This is a genomic window from Agrobacterium sp. ICMP 6402, assembly GCF_009498615.1.
In the GTDB taxonomy this organism is placed as follows: Bacteria; Pseudomonadota; Alphaproteobacteria; order Rhizobiales; family Rhizobiaceae; genus Agrobacterium; species Agrobacterium burrii.
In genome coordinates this window covers 165459-180694 of record NZ_QSNV01000007.1, presented here as the reverse complement: position 1 = coordinate 180694, position 15236 = coordinate 165459, and the positions used below count along the sequence as shown (strand labels likewise).

Genomic DNA, 15236 nt, shown 5'->3' with positions numbered 1-15236 from the left:
AAGGCCCCTCCTCAAAAGCCTTGAATGTTCAGTCAGGCGTCTTCGACCCCCGTGAAGCGCGCTTCCTCGTGACGCGCGTGTTGACCTGTTCGATGAACGTCCAGATCTTCGGGTTCTTGGAGAGTTCTGCGATCTTGGTTTCGAGTGATCCGAGATGGCGCTGGACGGCTTCGCGTGCGGCCTCGGTATCGCCTGACTCGATGGCGCTGACGATCGCTTCGTGCTCCTCGATCACCTTTTCAGTGCGACGAACCGCAAAAACACGCTTCAGATGGCGCATCCGGTCCATTTCGCCCTTCGCCTGATTGACGACGCTCCAGGCGCCGGGAAGGCGGGCTGCCGCGAAGATGGTGCGGTGAAATTCCTCATCCAGTAGGAAGAAATCCGTGAATTCCTCGTCCTCGGCAGCGGTGCGCTGCTGGGAAATGCAGGTTTTCAGACGGGCTATGTCTTCCAGCGAGTGCCGCTTGGTTGCCTCGATGACGGCGCCCTCTTCCAGCTTGAACCGGATGAAGCAGGCTTCCATGTAACGCTGCACGTCGATCGGCGAAATATAGGTGCCGCCCTGCGGCACGACAGTCACGAAACCTTCTTCGGAAAGGCGAATGATCGCCTCGCGCACGGGCGTCTTGCTGACATGCAGGAGCGCTGCGATTTCCTTTTCCGACAGTGCACGCCCGGGAAGCAGCTTCACTTCGACAATCAGTTTGCGAAGCAGGGCATGGATCCGGTTTGTCATGTTTCCATCAGCCGGCAAGTCTCGCGGGGTGACGAGTTCGGATAATGGCAGCGATGGAAATTCAAGAGCGTTAGACATATCAATTACCAAACTGAGATATCAGATTATGTAATGACATATCTATTGTGTTTTTGAGAGTCAAGCGCGAATGATCGGTTGGGAAGCGCCACACCGAAAAAACCGGAGCGATCTTTTGATCGCTCCGGTGCAAGGGTTTTGATTTTGAAGGGAGTTTCAGCGGCGGCTAAAAGCGCCTTGTGGGCATGATAATGCCAGCTGTTTTGCCGCCTTTATTATTCCGCGGGCTGTGCCGCACATGCCGGATCGGAAGATCTCTGCTCTCCGGAAAGGCTGCGCTGACCGAGGCCAATGATGGCGACTGTCGAAAGGCTGGCAACAACGGACATCCAGAAGCCGTTGGTGGGGCCGAAATTGTCGATTACCCAGCCCGCGATGAAGGCGCCGAGCGCCATGCCGATACCGATGCCGGTCATCACCCAGGTCACACCTTCCGTCAGCATCGATTCCGGTACGCGGCGCTCGATCAGGCCGAAGGCGGTGATGAAGATGGGTGAGATTGCAACACCGCTGAGGAAAACCGCAAAGGCGAGCAGGGCAACGGTGGAGGTGGCAAAGAGAAGCGGCAGGGCGGTAAGCGCAAGGACACTGACTGCGATCAGCAACTGGCGATGTAACGGCATTTTCGGGTTGATCGCGCCAAGCAGCAGGCCGACTACGAAGGAGCCGATGGCATACACACCGATGACGAGGCTGGCGGCCTCCGGCTGGCCGAGTTGCTTGGTGATGGCCACAGCGCTCACCTCGGCCGTGGCGAAGGTCGAGCCGACGAAGATCAGAGCAAGTGTAATGATCTGGACCGGCCGCAGCCGTATAGCTGATTGCTGCCGTTTGTCGCCTTCAACCGGGCGCACCTTGGGTTCCGTCGACCGCTGCAGCAGGAAGGCAAAGGTGCCGAGCGCCAGCGACGCCGTGCTGATCATCATGCCCGCTTCCGGAAAAAGCGAGACTGCAAGCCCGACGGAAAGCGATGCGCCGGAAATATAAACCAGCTCATCTGCGGCGGATTCAAAGGCAAAGGCCGTGTTCAGCTCTGGCCGGTCGCGGAAGATTTCCGTCCAGCGGGCACGCATCATGGCGGGGATGCTGGGCATGGCGGCGGCGAGGAAGGCTGAAAGGAACAGGGTCCAGACCGGCCACTTCTGGTTCGTGGCGAGGATCAAAACCACAAAAGCGATGACAGATATGATGGTGGCCGGGATGAGGACCTTGCTTTGGCCCTTGCGATCCACTAGGCGGGAGATCTGCGGTGCGGCTGCGGCATTGGTGAGTGCGAAGGTTGCCGAGACGGCGCCGGCAAGCCAATATTCGCCATGGGTCTGCGAAAGCATGGCGACGATACCGATCGGCGCCATCGCAATTGGCAGGCGGGCGAAGAAGCCCGCGGCGGAAAAGCCCTTCGCGCCCGGAGCCTTAAAAATTTCTCTGTATGGATTAGACATCGGGATGCACCTTCTTCAGGGAGTATCCACCACACACATACGTGGCGTATGTGAATGAAATAATTGCATACGTCGCGTATGTCAACTAATATACGTGATGTATGTGGACTACGGAGAAAAAATGCGCAAACCCCGCAGTGAAATGATTGCCGAGACACGGGCAAAGCTTCTGTCCGCCGGTCGCAAGGCATTTGGCAGCATCGGTTATGCTGAAGCGTCGATGGACGACTTCACCGCCGAGGCGGGGCTGACCCGTGGCGCGCTCTATCACCATTTCGGTGATAAAAAGGGCTTGCTGCTGGCGGTTGTCGCTAAGATCGACGCGGAGATGACGAAAAGGCTCTGTGAGATTTCGTCGAAAGCCGCGACCCGGTGGGACGGTTTCATCGATGAGAATGTCGGTTATGTCCGCATGGCGCTTGAACCGGAAATCCAGCGGATCATGTTTCGCGATGGACCGGCCGTGCTCGGTGATCCCTCCCGCTGGCCAAATGCCAATGGCTGTATCTCCGCCGTTGCGCGAAGCCTTGATGTGCTGAAGCAGGAAGGGACAATCACCGATATCGACCCGGAGGCGTGTGCCCGTTTCATCAACGCAGCAAGCAGCAGCGCCGCCCAGTGGATCGCCAATTCCGACGATCCTGAGACGACTTCCAAACGGGCGGTTGAGAGCTTCCGCACCTTGCTTGAAGGATTGCGCATTCACAAAGGCTGATGCGCGTCCGTTCAGGCGTGCACCTCTGGACTGAAGGGAGGGCGGCGTCTTGAGCGCCCACCTCATAGCTTCCCCGTCAGCGCAAGCTTTCACGACATGGCAATCAACAAGTCATCCAACTGTCATATGGCGGGTCTAGGAGAGGCTGTGGTTTTCACATGTCTCGTGAGGGGAATATGCGCAAAATTGTTGCTGCTTTGGTCGCTACGACCTTTCTTGCCGGCGCCGCTCAGGCTGCCGAGGTCTATCCGCTTGATCGTGCTACGATCCTGACCGGTTCGCCGTTTGATTTCAAAGCGGAATTCGACGCCATCGTAAAGCCGGAAGACGTCAAGATCACCATCAACGGCCAGGATTACAAGGCTATTCTCGGCAAGGACGTCGAGTTCGTTGCCGAAGAAAAGAACAAGGACAAGGTTCTTGGTTCGGCCGTCATCCTGCGCGGCATCACGCTCGCCAATGCCGGTGACTACAAGGTTGAAGTTTCGGCCGGTTCCGAAACCAAGAACGTGACCTGGACGGTTTATGGCACGCCTGCCCAGGCGAAGGCCAAGAATGTGATCTTCCTGATCGCCGACGGTCTGTCGGTCGCACATCGCACCGCCGCCCGTATCATGTCCAAGGGCATGACCGAGGGTAAGGCCAATGGCCGTCTCAACATGGATGACGTGCCGCCGGTTGCCTTCATCGGCACCTCCGCCACCGACGCCGTCGCCACCGACAGCGCCAACACCATGTCGGCCTACATGACCGGTCACAAGACCGCCGTGAACGCCATCGGCGTTTATGCCGACCGCACTCCGGCCTCGCTCGACGATCCGAAGGTCGAAACGCTGGCTGAAGCCCTGCGCCGCCAGACCAAGAAGTCGATCGGCATCATCTCCACCGCCGAAGTTCAGGATGCGACGCCGGCTGCCGTTGTTGCCCATACCCGCAAGCGTGGCGACAAGGCCGACATCAACGGCATGCTGTTCGACGTGAAGCCGGATGTGCTTCTCGGCGGCGGTTCCGCTTATTTCCTGCCGCAGGCGACCGCCGGTTCCAAGCGCAAGGACGACAAGGACTATATCGCCCTGTTCAAGGAAGCGGGCTACACGCTGGCAACCAGCAAGGCTGAGCTCGCAACGGCTGCCGGCACCAACACCGGCAAGATCCTTGGCCTGTTCCACACCGGCAACATGGATACCACGCTTGACCGCGAGTTCCTGAAAAAGGGCACCACGGGCAAGTTCCCGGACCAGCCGGGTCTGGTTGAAATGACCAAGGTTGCGCTCGACAGCCTGTCGAAGAACCCGGAAGGCTTCTTCCTGATGGTCGAAGCGGCGAACGTCGACAAGATGTCGCATCCGCTCGACTGGGATCGCGCCGTCGTCGACACGATCGAATTCGACAAGGCCATCGGCGTCGCCCGCGAATTTGCGGCCAAGAACCCCGATACGCTGATCATCGTCACCGGCGACCATACCCACGGCGTTTCCATCATCGGTACTGTCGATGATGACAAGCCCGGTACGGACATGCGTGAAAAGGTCGGCACCTATGCCGAAGCCGGTTTCCCGAACTACGAAGACAAGGACGGCGACGGCTATCCGGACAAGGTCGATGTTTCGCGTCGTCTGTTCCTGAACGCCAATAACGGTCCGGATCATTACGAAACCTTCCGTCCGAAGCTCGATGGCCCGTTTGCGCCGGCTATCCAGAACGAAAAGAAGGAATACATCGCCAACGAGCAGTACAAGGATGTTCCCGGTGCCGTGCTGGTCACCGGCATCATTCCGAAGAGCTCCGACAGCGGCGTACACGCGGTTGATGACGTCGTGCTGCAGGCCGAAGGACCCGGTGCCGAAGGCTTCCGCGGTTATATGGAGCAGAGCGATGTCTACAAGGGTCTCGCAGAGGCTTTCGCTCTCGGCGCCAAGCAGACCAACTAATATCTGAGCAGGGCAGGGGCTCGCCACCATGGCGTGCCCTTGCCGTCATTGACGGTCCTGCATTGCCGGTCATGACGGTTGACGATGAAAGACCTTTCAAGAAGGAAAATGGTCATGAGCAAGACTGATCCGGCGCGGTTCAATCGCCGCCAGACCCTTGGTCTCATTGCTGGTCTGCCGCTGCTGGCCGCCGGCACGCGGGCGCAGGCGAAAAGCGACATCACCTTCGACGAGCTTTATGGCAAGGTCAGCGTTCTCGGGCTGGAATTTTCCGAAAAGGTCAAGCAACTGAACGGCAAGGAGGTCGCCATGCGCGGCTTCATGGCGCCGCCGCTGAAGGCCGAGGCGCATTTTTTCGTGCTCACCGAAATACCCATGTCGATCTGCCCTTTTTGCTCCACGGATTCAGATTGGCCGGACAATATTGTCGTCGTCTATCTCGGCGAAAAGCAGACTTTCACCCAGCCCAGCCAGACGATCGAAGTGCGCGGCACACTGGAAACGGGTTCCTGGACCGATCCGGACACCGGCTTCGTCAGCCTGCTGCGCATTCGCCAGGCAGAATACGCGACGGTTTGAGACCATGCTGCCTCTGAAGATAGAAAATCTTGCCGTGTCCTTTCCCGGACTGGCTGCCCCGGTTCTCGTTATCGACCATCTGGAAATCACTGCCGGAAGCCACGTGGCGCTGACGGGTGGTTCCGGCTCGGGCAAGAGCACCCTCATCAACATCATCGCCGGCCTCGAGCGTGTTAAGACCGGCCGCGTCGTTTGGGGGAACGGGAACATTGCGGAGCTGTCCGAAGGCCGTCGCGACCATTGGCGGGCTGCCAATATCGGCCTCGTCATGCAGGAATTTCATCTTTTTCCCGGCCTGTCTGCGCTGGATAACATCCTGTTGCCCGCCCGCCTGTCGCGTGTGGCAAATGCAGAGCTTATAAAGCGTGCGGAATCCCTGTTTGCGACCGTCGGCCTCAAGCGCCCCGGGCAGCATGTCGAGACCATGTCGCGGGGTGAAATGCAGCGTGTTGCCATCGCCCGGGCGCTGCTGCGCAGCCCCGGCGTCATCATTGCCGACGAACCGACCGCCAGCCTCGATCTCGAAAGCGGCGAGGCTGTCGGCGACCTGCTGCTTGCCGTTGCCGCCAGCACCGGCAGCACGCTGATTGTCGCCAGCCACGATCTGCATCTGATCGGTCGCCTTGACCGGCGTCTGACCCTCAGTGGCGGCCGTGTCGTTGCCGATACTGACGCGAAGGAGATCGCAGCATGATCGGCTTCATCCTGGCCGACCTGCGTCGCTTGTGGCTGGGCGGGGCGGTCGTGGTTCTGCTGGTGGCGCTGGCCACCGCGCTCGGTGTGGCCGTCACCTTGCAGGAACGGTCTTTGCGTCTCGGCAGCGCCCGCGCCGCCGATAAATTCGACCTCGTTGTCGGTGCTGCCGGCAGCGAAACACAGTTGATCCTTTCATCCATCTTTCTGCAGGCGGCGCCCTTGCCGCTCGTGGATGGCGCCGTCCTCACCAGGCTTGCCGCCGACCCGCGCGTTGCCTGGGCTGCCCCCGTCGGTTTTGGAGATTCTTTCGCCGGCTATCCCATTGTCGGTACGACGACAAACCTCGTCAGTAACACCACGCCTGGCTTTGCCGAGGGCAGGATGTTTGCTTTGGAAGGCGAAGCCCTTCTTGGTGCTGCCGTCAACCTGTCCGTCGGGGCAGAGATCAAGCCGATGCATGGTTCCGCCGAAACCGGTGGTCGCACCCATACAGAGATCGCCTACAAGGCCGTCGGCAAGCTGCGGCCGACCGGCACACCCTGGGATCGCGCCATTCTCGTGCCGATTCAGGCCGTATGGCACGTTCATGGTCTTGGCCAGGAACATGGCCACGATCACAACGAGGGCCAGCGGGAGGGCCAGGGTGAGGGGCATGGGGAAGGTCACGCGGCTGCGCATGATGACGGGCATCAGGAGCACGGCCATGACCACGCCCATGAAGAGGGGGCACATCATGAGGATGGCGACACGCATGTCGGAGGTGAGGACGGCCACGCCGATGCCGTTATTCAGATCGGCATGCCGCAGGAGCCCAAAGCGGCTCTCGCGCCGGACGCCTCTTCAGGGCATGCCGAGTCCGATCATCATGGCAGCATCGATCCCGACGCGCCGATTGTAGAGACCTTTGGTGAGAACATGCCCGGCCTGCCGGCCATTCTCGTCAAACCGAAGACGATTGCCGATGCCTATCGGCTGAGACAGGAATATCGCAACGGCAATACGCTTGGCGTTTTTCCGGGCGAGGTGCTGACCGGTCTTTATGCCACGCTTGGTGATGCCAAAATGGTGTTGGGTGCGGTCGCGGCCGGCTCGCAGGGATTGGTGGCGGCAGCATTGATGCTGGTAACGGTGATCCATGTCGGGCAACGGCGCAGGCAGATCGGCGCATTGCGGGCATTCGGCGCGCCCCGCGGCTCGGTATTCGCCATCGTCTGGCTGGAGCTTTTCTTTCTGGTGGCGCTTGGTGTCGGTATCGGTTTTCTGCTCGGATTAGGCGCTGCCCATATCGGCGCGCAGCTGTTTACCGCGAAAAGTGGTGTGATCCTGCCGGTCGGCTTCACCCGCGAAGATCTGCGTCTTGCGCTTTTCCTGCTGGGCTTTGCCGCCGTTCTGGCGGCCATACCCGCGCTGCTTGCCTATCGCCAGTCTCCCGCAGCCGCGCTCCGCGCCTGAGAGCACCCATAGGGGTATCATAGGCTACGTTTGGGGATCTATTGACGCGTGCCAGTCCGGATGATTGGCACGGTCGTGCCCCCTTGTTTGGATCGCCATGCCGGTAGATCGGGTTGTGTCGGCATGTAATCCGGCTTTGCACATGCCCACCGGCCCGGGCAGCGAAGAATGCATATAAAATATAGTTTTTTTACTGTGGTCGTTTTTTGTGGCAGGCTCTCCCCGACACCTGCGAAATCGTCAGGAAACTGCGTAACATTGGGGGGCGCGATGGCTGAAAAGAAAACGGAAAAAGCTGCCAAAATCGCGGAGGCCAAGCCGCCCTTTGACGCGCCGAAGCTTCTTTCAGGCGGCAATCCACAGATTGCCAAGGGGTATGGCGATGCACCGGTGCAGGCCTATATTGCCGCCATGCCGGGCTGGAAGAGACCGGTTGGAGCGCGGATCGACGCGCTGATTGAAAACCTGGTGCCAGGCGTGCGCAAGGCCGTGAAGTGGAACTCGCCCCTCTACGGCATGGAGGATGGCGTCTGGTTCCTCGGCCTTCACTGTTTCGCCAGATATATCAAAGTCAGCTTCTTCAACGGGGCATCCCTTCAGCCGCTGCCGACCGGCACGTCGAAGCAGCCGAAGGTTCGTTACCTCGATATTCACGAGGGCGTTTTCGATGAGGCGCAGTTTGCTGAGTGGGTGAAACAGGCGAGCCAATTGCCGGGTGAGAAGCTCTAGGGAGGGGCGGTTCGTCAGGCCTTGCAGGGAAGGCAACTCCCCGGCATGGGCAGACGAATCACGTCCTGTTTTCCTCTCTGGAAAAGCCATGGCGCCCGGCCGGTGATGAGAAATCGCGGGCACCTCGATACAGTTTTTCCCTCGTGAAGAAAAACCGGACGATCCGGCGGATTTCTGTTTACTTTTGCCGAAGTTGCACGCCATCACGCTGATTGAACTCGCTGCCAGGCGTATCGCAAACCACGGAGGATGAGATGAAGGCACTGGTGCTGGAAGAAAAAGGCAAGCTCTCGCTCAGGGATTTTGACATTTCGGGTGAACTCGGACCGAAGGATGTGCGCATCCGCACCCATACGGTCGGTATCTGCGGCTCGGATGTCCATTATTATACTCACGGCAAGATCGGCCATTTCATCGTCAATGCTCCCATGGTGCTCGGCCATGAGGCGTCGGGAACGGTCATCGAAACCGGTGCCGAGGTGACGCATCTGAAGGCCGGTGACCGTGTCTGCATGGAGCCGGGCATTCCCGACCCGACGTCGCGCGCATCCAAGCTCGGCATCTATAACGTCGATCCCGCCGTCCGCTTCTGGGCGACACCGCCGATCCATGGGTGCCTGACACCTGAGGTCATCCACCCCGCCGCTTTCACCTACAAGTTGCCGGACAATGTGTCCTTTGCCGAAGGAGCCATGGTTGAACCCTTCGCCATCGGCATGCAGGCGGCGCTAAGAGCGCGCATCCAGCCGGGCGATGTCGCCGTCGTCACCGGTGCCGGCCCGATCGGCATGATGGTGGCGCTGGCAGCACTTGCCGGCGGTTGCGCCAAGGTCATCGTTGCCGATCTCGCCCAGCCGAAGCTTGATATCATCGCTGCTTATGACGGTATCGAGACCGTCAACATCCGCGAGCGTAATCTTGCCGAAGCCGTGGCCGCCGCGACGGATGGCTGGGGCTGCGACATCGTCTTTGAATGCTCGGGCGCTGCACCCGCCGTGCTCGGCATGGCGAAACTGGCGCGGCCCGGCGGTGCGATCGTGCTTGTCGGCATGCCGGTCGATCCGGTGCCGGTCGATATTGTTGGCCTGCAGGCCAAGGAGCTTCGGGTGGAGACGGTTTTCCGTTATGCTAACGTTTATGACCGCGCGGTTGCCCTCATTGCATCCGGCAAGGTCGACCTGAAGCCGCTGATTTCCGCAACCATTCCCTTCGAAGACAGCATCGCCGGTTTTGATCGTGCGGTGGAAGCACGAGATACGGATGTGAAGCTGCAAATTCTGATGCCGCAATAAACGATCAGGCCAATTGCCCGCTGATGACTGAGCGGCAGATGCCTTGCGGAAAAGTATAAGCGCGAACTGCCGGTGATCGGTCGTTCGCGCTCCAAAAATTCATCAAATCTCTCCCCGTCATGCATATTTTATCGGCGTATCACGCAAAATTGCGCGAAAAAATCCGCGCAACTGCCAGCTTAATTGGCAGCGTCTGTACGCAACTATTCAATTTCCGACAAAAAAGAGTCAAAAAAGTATCGGTAATTTCCCCGGTATGATGTGGAAGTAAACGCGCGGCAGGCCATATGCTCCCCGTTAACGCCTGGGACGAGCCATAAAGAGGAATGGCCTTGCTCCGCAAATGCGGCGGACGTGACTGATGGGAGGAATATTGATGCAGCCCGATCTGGAACTGGTACACATCCGCAAGGGCGAATCTTTCGCTGCCTGGCGGCATGGCTATCCGTTCCGCACCGTGCGCTGGCATTACCATCCCGAATATGAAATCCATCTGGTCGTCGCCACGTCAGGCACGTTCTATATCGGTGATTTCGTCGGTCGCTTCAGCCCCGGTCAGCTCATCATGACCGGTCCCAATCTCCCCCAGAACTGGATCAGCGAGATCGAGCCGGACGAAATCGTGCCGACACGCTCTCTCGTGATCCAGTTTCCGGAGAGCTTTATCGAAGACGCCTGCACCTCCATGTCCGAGATGGATGTGGTGCGTGCGCTGCTGGATCGCAGCCGCCGCGGCATTCTGTTCGATGACGAGACGAGCGACCGGGTTCGCCCGCTGGTGCTTCGGCTGATCGAGGCGCAGGGGCTGACGCGTCTGGCGCTTTTCTGGGAAATTCTCGATCTGCTGGTCAACGCGCCCTCTTCAGAGGTGCTGGCGAGCCTGAGCTACGAGCTTGATCTGACCGGCATTGGCGATAGCGGCATCAACCGCGCTTTGTCACATCTGCGCCAGCATCTGACTGAACAGGTCGAGGAGATCGATCTGGCCGACATGGTGGGCCAGAGCCCGAGCGCCTTTTCCCGTGCCTTCAAGCGCCATACCGGCACGACGCTGGTGCGGTATCGCAATCAGTTACGCATCGATCTCGCCTGCCAGATGCTGCTGGCCGATCAGGATGTGAAGGTGGCGGAGGTCTGCTACGATGTGGGCTTTTCCAACCTTTCGAATTTCAACCGGCATTTCCTGAAATTGAAGGGAATGTCGCCGTCAAGGTTCCGAACCATATTCGCAGCCCAGAAGGCAGCGGTCATGGCGGATTAAACCAGCGACACATCGCCGATTTTTACCAATTCGGGCAGAGGGCTGTCCGGAAACGGGCACTTGTTGCCCCAACTTTCCAAACGGGAGGAATAGTAAGATGAAAATGAAATCCAGGCTTCTGATGGCGACAGCCGCAATTGCAATGATGGCCGCTCCGGCGCTGGCGCAGGAAAAGCTGAAGATCGGCATGACCTTCCAGGAGCTTAACAACCCCTATTTCGTGTCGATGCAGGAAGCGCTGAAGGAAGCCGCAGCAAGCATCGGCGCAGACGTTGTCGTGACCGATGCCGGCCACGATGTGGCAAAGCAGATTTCTGACGTTGAAGATATGCTTCAGCAGAAGATCGACATCCTGCTCCTCAACCCGACGGACAGCGCCGGTATCGAAGCCGCCGTGCATGCTGCCAAGGCTGCCGGCGTGATTGTCGTTGCTGTCGACGCCAACGCAAACGGCCCGGTCGACACCTTCGTCGGCTCGAAGAACCGTGACGCAGGCTACAAGTCGTGCAAGCATCTCGGTGACGCGCTCGGCGGCAAGGGTGAAGTCGCGATCCTCGACGGTATCCCGGTCGTGCCGATCCTCCAGCGCGTCGAAGGCTGCAAGGCAGCGCTCGCCGAATTCACCGACATCAAGCTGGTCGATACGCAGAACGGCCGTCAGGACCGCTCGGTCGCTCTCGGCGTCGTTGAAAACATGATCCAGTCGCGTCCGAACCTCGCCGGTATCTTCTCGGTGAATGACGGCGGTGCGATGGGCGCTCTGGCTGCTATTCAGGGTTCCGGCAAGGACATCAAGCTGACCTCGGTCGACGGTGCTCCTGAAGCTGTGAAGGCGATTGCCGAGGGTGGTCCTTTCATCGAAACCACCGCGCAGTTCCCGCGTGACCAGGTGCGTGTCGGCCTTGCCATGGCGCTTGCCCAGAAGTGGGGCGCTCGCGTCGTGCCGAAGGAAGTCCCGATCGACGTCATGGTCGTCGACAGCAAAAACGCCGGCGAGTTTAGCTGGTAAGAACTCCTCCCAGGCCCCGTCCCCATCTAGTATGGGGGCGGGGTTAAATCCCGACCATCGAGGAGGGTGAAATGCTGGAACTGAATGGAATAAGAAAAAGCTTTGGCAAGATCGAAGTCCTGCGCGGCGTCGACCTGCAAGCGCGCGCCGGCGAGGTGCATGCGCTTCTGGGCGAAAACGGTGCCGGCAAGTCGACTTTGATGAAGATCCTGTGCGGCATTTTGCAGCCCTCGGAAGGAACGATCCGCATCGACGGCAAGGATCGCCGCTTCGCCAATTATGACGAGGCGATTGCCGCTGGCGTCGGCATCGTGTTTCAGGAATTCAGCCTGATCCCCTATCTCAATGCCGTTGAAAACATGTTTCTTGCCCGCGAAATTCGCGGGCCGCTGCGCCTTTTGAACAAGGGCGCCATGCGCAAGCGCGCGGCTGAGATCATGAGCCGTCTGGCCGTAGATGTTCCGCTCGACGTGCCGGTGCATCGCCTGTCCGTCGCGCAGCAGCAATTTGTCGAAATCGCCAAGGCATTGTCGCTGGATGCCCGCATTCTCGTGCTCGACGAGCCGACCGCAACGCTCACCCCGTCCGAGACCGAACACCTGTTCAAGGTCATGCGGGAGTTGCGGCGTCAGGGCGTGGCGATCATCTTCATTTCGCATCATCTTGAGGAAATATTCGAGATCTGCGACCGCATCACTGTTCTGCGTGATGGTGAACTGATCGGTTCCTGCCTGACTTCGGAGGTCGATAATGACCGTCTGGTGGAGATGATGGTCGGCAGGCGCATCGAATCCAGCTTCCCGCCAAAGCCGCAGCTCGATCCTTCCGCCGCAAAGGTGATCGAAGTGGAAGAGCTGCAATTGAAGAAGGGCGGCCCCGTTTCGCGCTTTGCGCTGCGAAAGGGCGAAATTCTCGGCTTTGCCGGACTTGTCGGCTCGGGGCGCACGGAAACGGTTCTCGCCATGCTGGGGGCGCATTCCGCCTCGCGCCGCAAGATCAAGGTCGACGGTGTGGACACGCGTTTTTCCGGGCCTGATGAAGCGCTGATGCGCGGCATCGGCTTGCTTCCGGAAAGCCGCAAGGAGGAGGGGCTGATCACCAGTTTCTCCATCCTGCAGAATATTTCGCTCAACAATTATCGCAAATACCGCAAGGCCCACTGGTTCCTCGATCTCAAAAAGGAACTGGAGTACACGACAAAGGCCATGGCGCAGGTGCAGGTCAAGGCGCAGGGGCCCTATGCCCGCGTCGACACGCTATCGGGCGGCAATCAGCAGAAGATCGTTATCGCCCGCTGGCTGAACCATGACATGCGCGTGCTGATCTTCGACGAGCCGACACGTGGCATCGATGTCGGCGCGAAGGCGGAAATCTACTCGCTGATGCGCGAATTCGCGGCCAAGGGCTATTCGATCATCATGATCTCCTCGGAGCTGCCAGAAGTGATCGGCATGTCCGACAGGGTCTGCGTCTTCCGTTCCGGCGGCATCGTCGCCACGGTCGAGGGCGAAGACATCAATTCAGAAACAATAATGACAAACGCCACCACCGGGAGAGTTGAACATGTCGCTTGATGCAAACACCGGCGTTGCCGCGAAAACGGGCGGTTTCAGTCTTAGCTCCATGCTGCGTTCGCCGCTCGCCCTGCCTCTGGCGGGCCTGATTGTCGTCTCCATCCTGATGGGGCTTGCGAGCGACAATTTCTTCAGCGTCAACAACATCATGAACGTGCTGCGGCAGGTCTCCGTCGTCGGCATTCTCGCCGTCGGCATGACCTTCGTCATTCTCACCGGCGGCATCGATCTCTCGGTCGGTGCGGTCATGGCGCTTGTCGGCACATTATCGGCCGGCCTGATGGTGAATACCGGCCTGTCGCCCGCGGTTGCCCTGCCGGCTGGCCTCTTTATCGGTCTGGGCATCGGTATCTTTAACGGGGCGCTTGTCGCCTGGGGCAGGATGCCCGCCATCATCGTCACGCTCGCCACCATGGGCATGGCGCGTGGCCTTGGCCTCATCTATTCCGGCGGTTATCCGGTCAGCGGCATTCCGAGCTGGATTTCCTGGTTCGGCGTCGGCCGCATCGGCATCGTTCCTGTGCCTGTCATCATAATGGTGGTGATTTATGCCGTGGCCTGGGTGCTGTTGCAGCGCACCGCCTTCGGCCGCCACGTCTATGCGCTTGGTGGCAACGAGTTGGCGGCCCGTCTTTCGGGCGTGAAGACCCGGCGCGTCAAGCTTGCCGTCTATGGCATTTCAGGTGTCACGGCAGCTTTTGCCGCGCTTATCCTCACCGGCCGCCTGATGAGCGGTCAGCCCAACGCCGGTGTCGGTTTTGAGCTTGATGCCATCGCGGCTGTCGTTCTCGGCGGCACGGCGATTGCCGGGGGCAGGGGGCTTATTCTCGGTACGCTCATCGGTGCGGTGCTGCTGGGCATCCTCAATAACGGCCTCAACCTCATGGGCATCAACCCCTATCTGCAGGATGTCATCAAGGGCGGCATCATCCTGCTGGCCATCTATATCGGGCGCGAATGGCGCTGAGCCGGCCCGGAAACACCTTCATAAACGCAGGAGAACTAAATGTCTGAATCGCTGCAAGGCAAGATCGCGGTCATCACCGGCGCCGCATCCGGCATCGGGCTTGCAACCACAGAAGCGCTGCTGGAACAGGGCGCAACCGTGGTCATGGTCGACTGGAACGAGAAAGCCTTGAAAGATCTGGCCGCCAAGCTCGGCGAGCGCGCCATTCCGCAGGTTACCAACCTCTTGGATGCCGACAGCTGCAACGCCATGGTTCCCGAAATCCTGGAGAAGGTCGATCATATCGACATTCTCTATTGCAATGCCGGCACCTATATCGGCGGTGAGCTGACCGAAACGACGCCTGAAGCCATCGACAAGATGCTGAACCTCAACGTCAACGCGGTCATGAAGAATGTTCAGGCCGTCGTGCCGCATATGTCGGCGCGCAAGACGGGTGATATCATCGTCACCTGCTCGATCGCCGGCCATTTTCCGACCTATTGGGAGCCTGTCTATTCGGGTTCGAAATGGGCGATCACCAGCTTCGTGCAGGGCATGCGCCGCCAGATGATCCCGCATGGCGTGCGCGTCGCGCAGGTCTCTCCCGGCCCGGTTGTCTCCGCACTTCTGGCGGACTGGCCGGAGGAAAACCTCCGCAAGGCCAAGGAATCGGGTAGCCTTATCGACGCGAGCGAAGTGGCCGATGCGGTTATCTACATGCTGACGCGCAAGCGCACCGTCACCATCCGCGACATGCTGGTTCTCCCGACCAACTTCGACCGCGTTTAAA

General features: G+C 59.4%; 14 protein-coding genes. 12 read left to right on the top strand and 2 right to left on the bottom strand.

The window, feature by feature from the left end:
* Positions 1 to 28: 28 nt before the first annotated feature.
* Both DXT96_RS18790 and DXT96_RS18785 read right to left on the bottom strand, forming a co-directional pair.
* Complete coding sequence (locus tag DXT96_RS18790) at positions 29 to 739, bottom strand: GntR family transcriptional regulator (protein WP_153515931.1); 711 nt, start codon at positions 737 to 739, stop codon at positions 29 to 31.
* Positions 740 to 1032: 293 nt separating this feature from the next.
* On the bottom strand, positions 1033 to 2259 hold the full coding sequence (locus DXT96_RS18785; protein WP_153515930.1) for an MFS transporter: 1227 nt from the start codon (positions 2257 to 2259) through the stop codon (positions 1033 to 1035).
* 121 nt (positions 2260 to 2380) lie between these two features.
* On the opposite strand from DXT96_RS18785, the gene DXT96_RS18780 reads away from it, so the two are divergent.
* The 12 genes from DXT96_RS18780 (at position 2381) to DXT96_RS18725 (ending at position 15235) form a co-directional block, all read left to right on the top strand.
* A complete protein-coding gene (locus DXT96_RS18780) occupies positions 2381 to 2974 on the top strand; it encodes a TetR/AcrR family transcriptional regulator (RefSeq protein ID WP_194287679.1) in 594 nt (197 codons plus the stop codon).
* Positions 2975 to 3150: 176 nt separating this feature from the next.
* Positions 3151 to 4905, top strand: a complete 1755-nt coding sequence (locus tag DXT96_RS18775; RefSeq protein WP_153515929.1) for an alkaline phosphatase — start codon at positions 3151 to 3153, stop codon at positions 4903 to 4905.
* Positions 4906 to 5019: 114 nt separating this feature from the next.
* Positions 5020 to 5484, top strand: coding sequence for a hypothetical protein (locus tag DXT96_RS18770; protein WP_149900756.1), 465 nt, complete (start codon positions 5020 to 5022; stop codon positions 5482 to 5484).
* A 4-nt stretch (positions 5485 to 5488) separates the two neighbouring features.
* Positions 5489 to 6178, top strand: a complete 690-nt coding sequence (locus DXT96_RS18765; RefSeq protein ID WP_153515928.1) for an ABC transporter ATP-binding protein — start codon at positions 5489 to 5491, stop codon at positions 6176 to 6178.
* The gene (locus DXT96_RS18760; RefSeq protein WP_153515927.1) at positions 6175 to 7632 is read left to right on the top strand and encodes an ABC transporter permease; all 1458 of its coding nucleotides are present in this window, start codon (positions 6175 to 6177) and stop codon (positions 7630 to 7632) included. The genes DXT96_RS18765 and DXT96_RS18760 overlap by 4 nt, the downstream gene beginning before the upstream one ends.
* A gap of 270 nt (positions 7633 to 7902) precedes the next feature.
* Positions 7903 to 8361, top strand: coding sequence for a DUF1801 domain-containing protein (locus DXT96_RS18755; RefSeq protein WP_153515926.1), 459 nt, complete (start codon positions 7903 to 7905; stop codon positions 8359 to 8361).
* Between the two features lie 254 nt (positions 8362 to 8615).
* Positions 8616 to 9653, top strand: a complete 1038-nt coding sequence (locus DXT96_RS18750) for an NAD(P)-dependent alcohol dehydrogenase (RefSeq protein ID WP_153515925.1) — start codon at positions 8616 to 8618, stop codon at positions 9651 to 9653.
* A gap of 376 nt (positions 9654 to 10029) precedes the next feature.
* On the top strand, positions 10030 to 10914 hold the full coding sequence (locus DXT96_RS18745; RefSeq protein ID WP_149900761.1) for a helix-turn-helix domain-containing protein: 885 nt from the start codon (positions 10030 to 10032) through the stop codon (positions 10912 to 10914).
* A gap of 97 nt (positions 10915 to 11011) precedes the next feature.
* A complete protein-coding gene (locus DXT96_RS18740) occupies positions 11012 to 11923 on the top strand; it encodes an ABC transporter substrate-binding protein (protein ID WP_153515924.1) in 912 nt (303 codons plus the stop codon).
* A gap of 71 nt (positions 11924 to 11994) precedes the next feature.
* Complete coding sequence (locus DXT96_RS18735; RefSeq protein WP_153515923.1) at positions 11995 to 13497, top strand: sugar ABC transporter ATP-binding protein; 1503 nt, start codon at positions 11995 to 11997, stop codon at positions 13495 to 13497.
* Positions 13487 to 14464: an ABC transporter permease gene (locus DXT96_RS18730; protein WP_153515922.1), complete on the top strand. Its 978-nt coding sequence runs from the start codon at positions 13487 to 13489 to the stop codon at positions 14462 to 14464. Before DXT96_RS18735 ends, DXT96_RS18730 begins: the two co-directional genes overlap by 11 nt.
* A gap of 39 nt (positions 14465 to 14503) precedes the next feature.
* On the top strand, positions 14504 to 15235 hold the full coding sequence (locus DXT96_RS18725; protein ID WP_149900765.1) for an SDR family oxidoreductase: 732 nt from the start codon (positions 14504 to 14506) through the stop codon (positions 15233 to 15235).
* The last annotated feature ends 1 nt before the right edge of the window (position 15236 follow it).

Excerpts from the sequence above, each read along its gene's own strand:
- DXT96_RS18790 (WP_153515931.1), bottom strand. The coding sequence starts at position 739 with ATGACAAACCGGATCCATGCCCTGCTTCGCAAACTGATTGTCGAAGTG.
- DXT96_RS18785 (WP_153515930.1), bottom strand. The coding sequence starts at position 2,259 with ATGTCTAATCCATACAGAGAAATTTTTAAGGCTCCGGGCGCGAAGGGC.
- DXT96_RS18780 (WP_194287679.1), top strand. The coding sequence starts at position 2,381 with ATGCGCAAACCCCGCAGTGAAATGATTGCCGAGACACGGGCAAAGCTT.
- DXT96_RS18775 (WP_153515929.1), top strand. The coding sequence starts at position 3,151 with ATGCGCAAAATTGTTGCTGCTTTGGTCGCTACGACCTTTCTTGCCGGC.
- DXT96_RS18770 (WP_149900756.1), top strand. The coding sequence starts at position 5,020 with ATGAGCAAGACTGATCCGGCGCGGTTCAATCGCCGCCAGACCCTTGGT.
- DXT96_RS18765 (WP_153515928.1), top strand. The coding sequence starts at position 5,489 with ATGCTGCCTCTGAAGATAGAAAATCTTGCCGTGTCCTTTCCCGGACTG.
- DXT96_RS18760 (WP_153515927.1), top strand. The coding sequence starts at position 6,175 with ATGATCGGCTTCATCCTGGCCGACCTGCGTCGCTTGTGGCTGGGCGGG.
- DXT96_RS18755 (WP_153515926.1), top strand. The coding sequence starts at position 7,903 with ATGGCTGAAAAGAAAACGGAAAAAGCTGCCAAAATCGCGGAGGCCAAG.
- DXT96_RS18750 (WP_153515925.1), top strand. The coding sequence starts at position 8,616 with ATGAAGGCACTGGTGCTGGAAGAAAAAGGCAAGCTCTCGCTCAGGGAT.
- DXT96_RS18745 (WP_149900761.1), top strand. The coding sequence starts at position 10,030 with ATGCAGCCCGATCTGGAACTGGTACACATCCGCAAGGGCGAATCTTTC.
- DXT96_RS18740 (WP_153515924.1), top strand. The coding sequence starts at position 11,012 with ATGAAAATGAAATCCAGGCTTCTGATGGCGACAGCCGCAATTGCAATG.
- DXT96_RS18735 (WP_153515923.1), top strand. The coding sequence starts at position 11,995 with ATGCTGGAACTGAATGGAATAAGAAAAAGCTTTGGCAAGATCGAAGTC.
- DXT96_RS18730 (WP_153515922.1), top strand. The coding sequence starts at position 13,487 with ATGTCGCTTGATGCAAACACCGGCGTTGCCGCGAAAACGGGCGGTTTC.
- DXT96_RS18725 (WP_149900765.1), top strand. The coding sequence starts at position 14,504 with ATGTCTGAATCGCTGCAAGGCAAGATCGCGGTCATCACCGGCGCCGCA.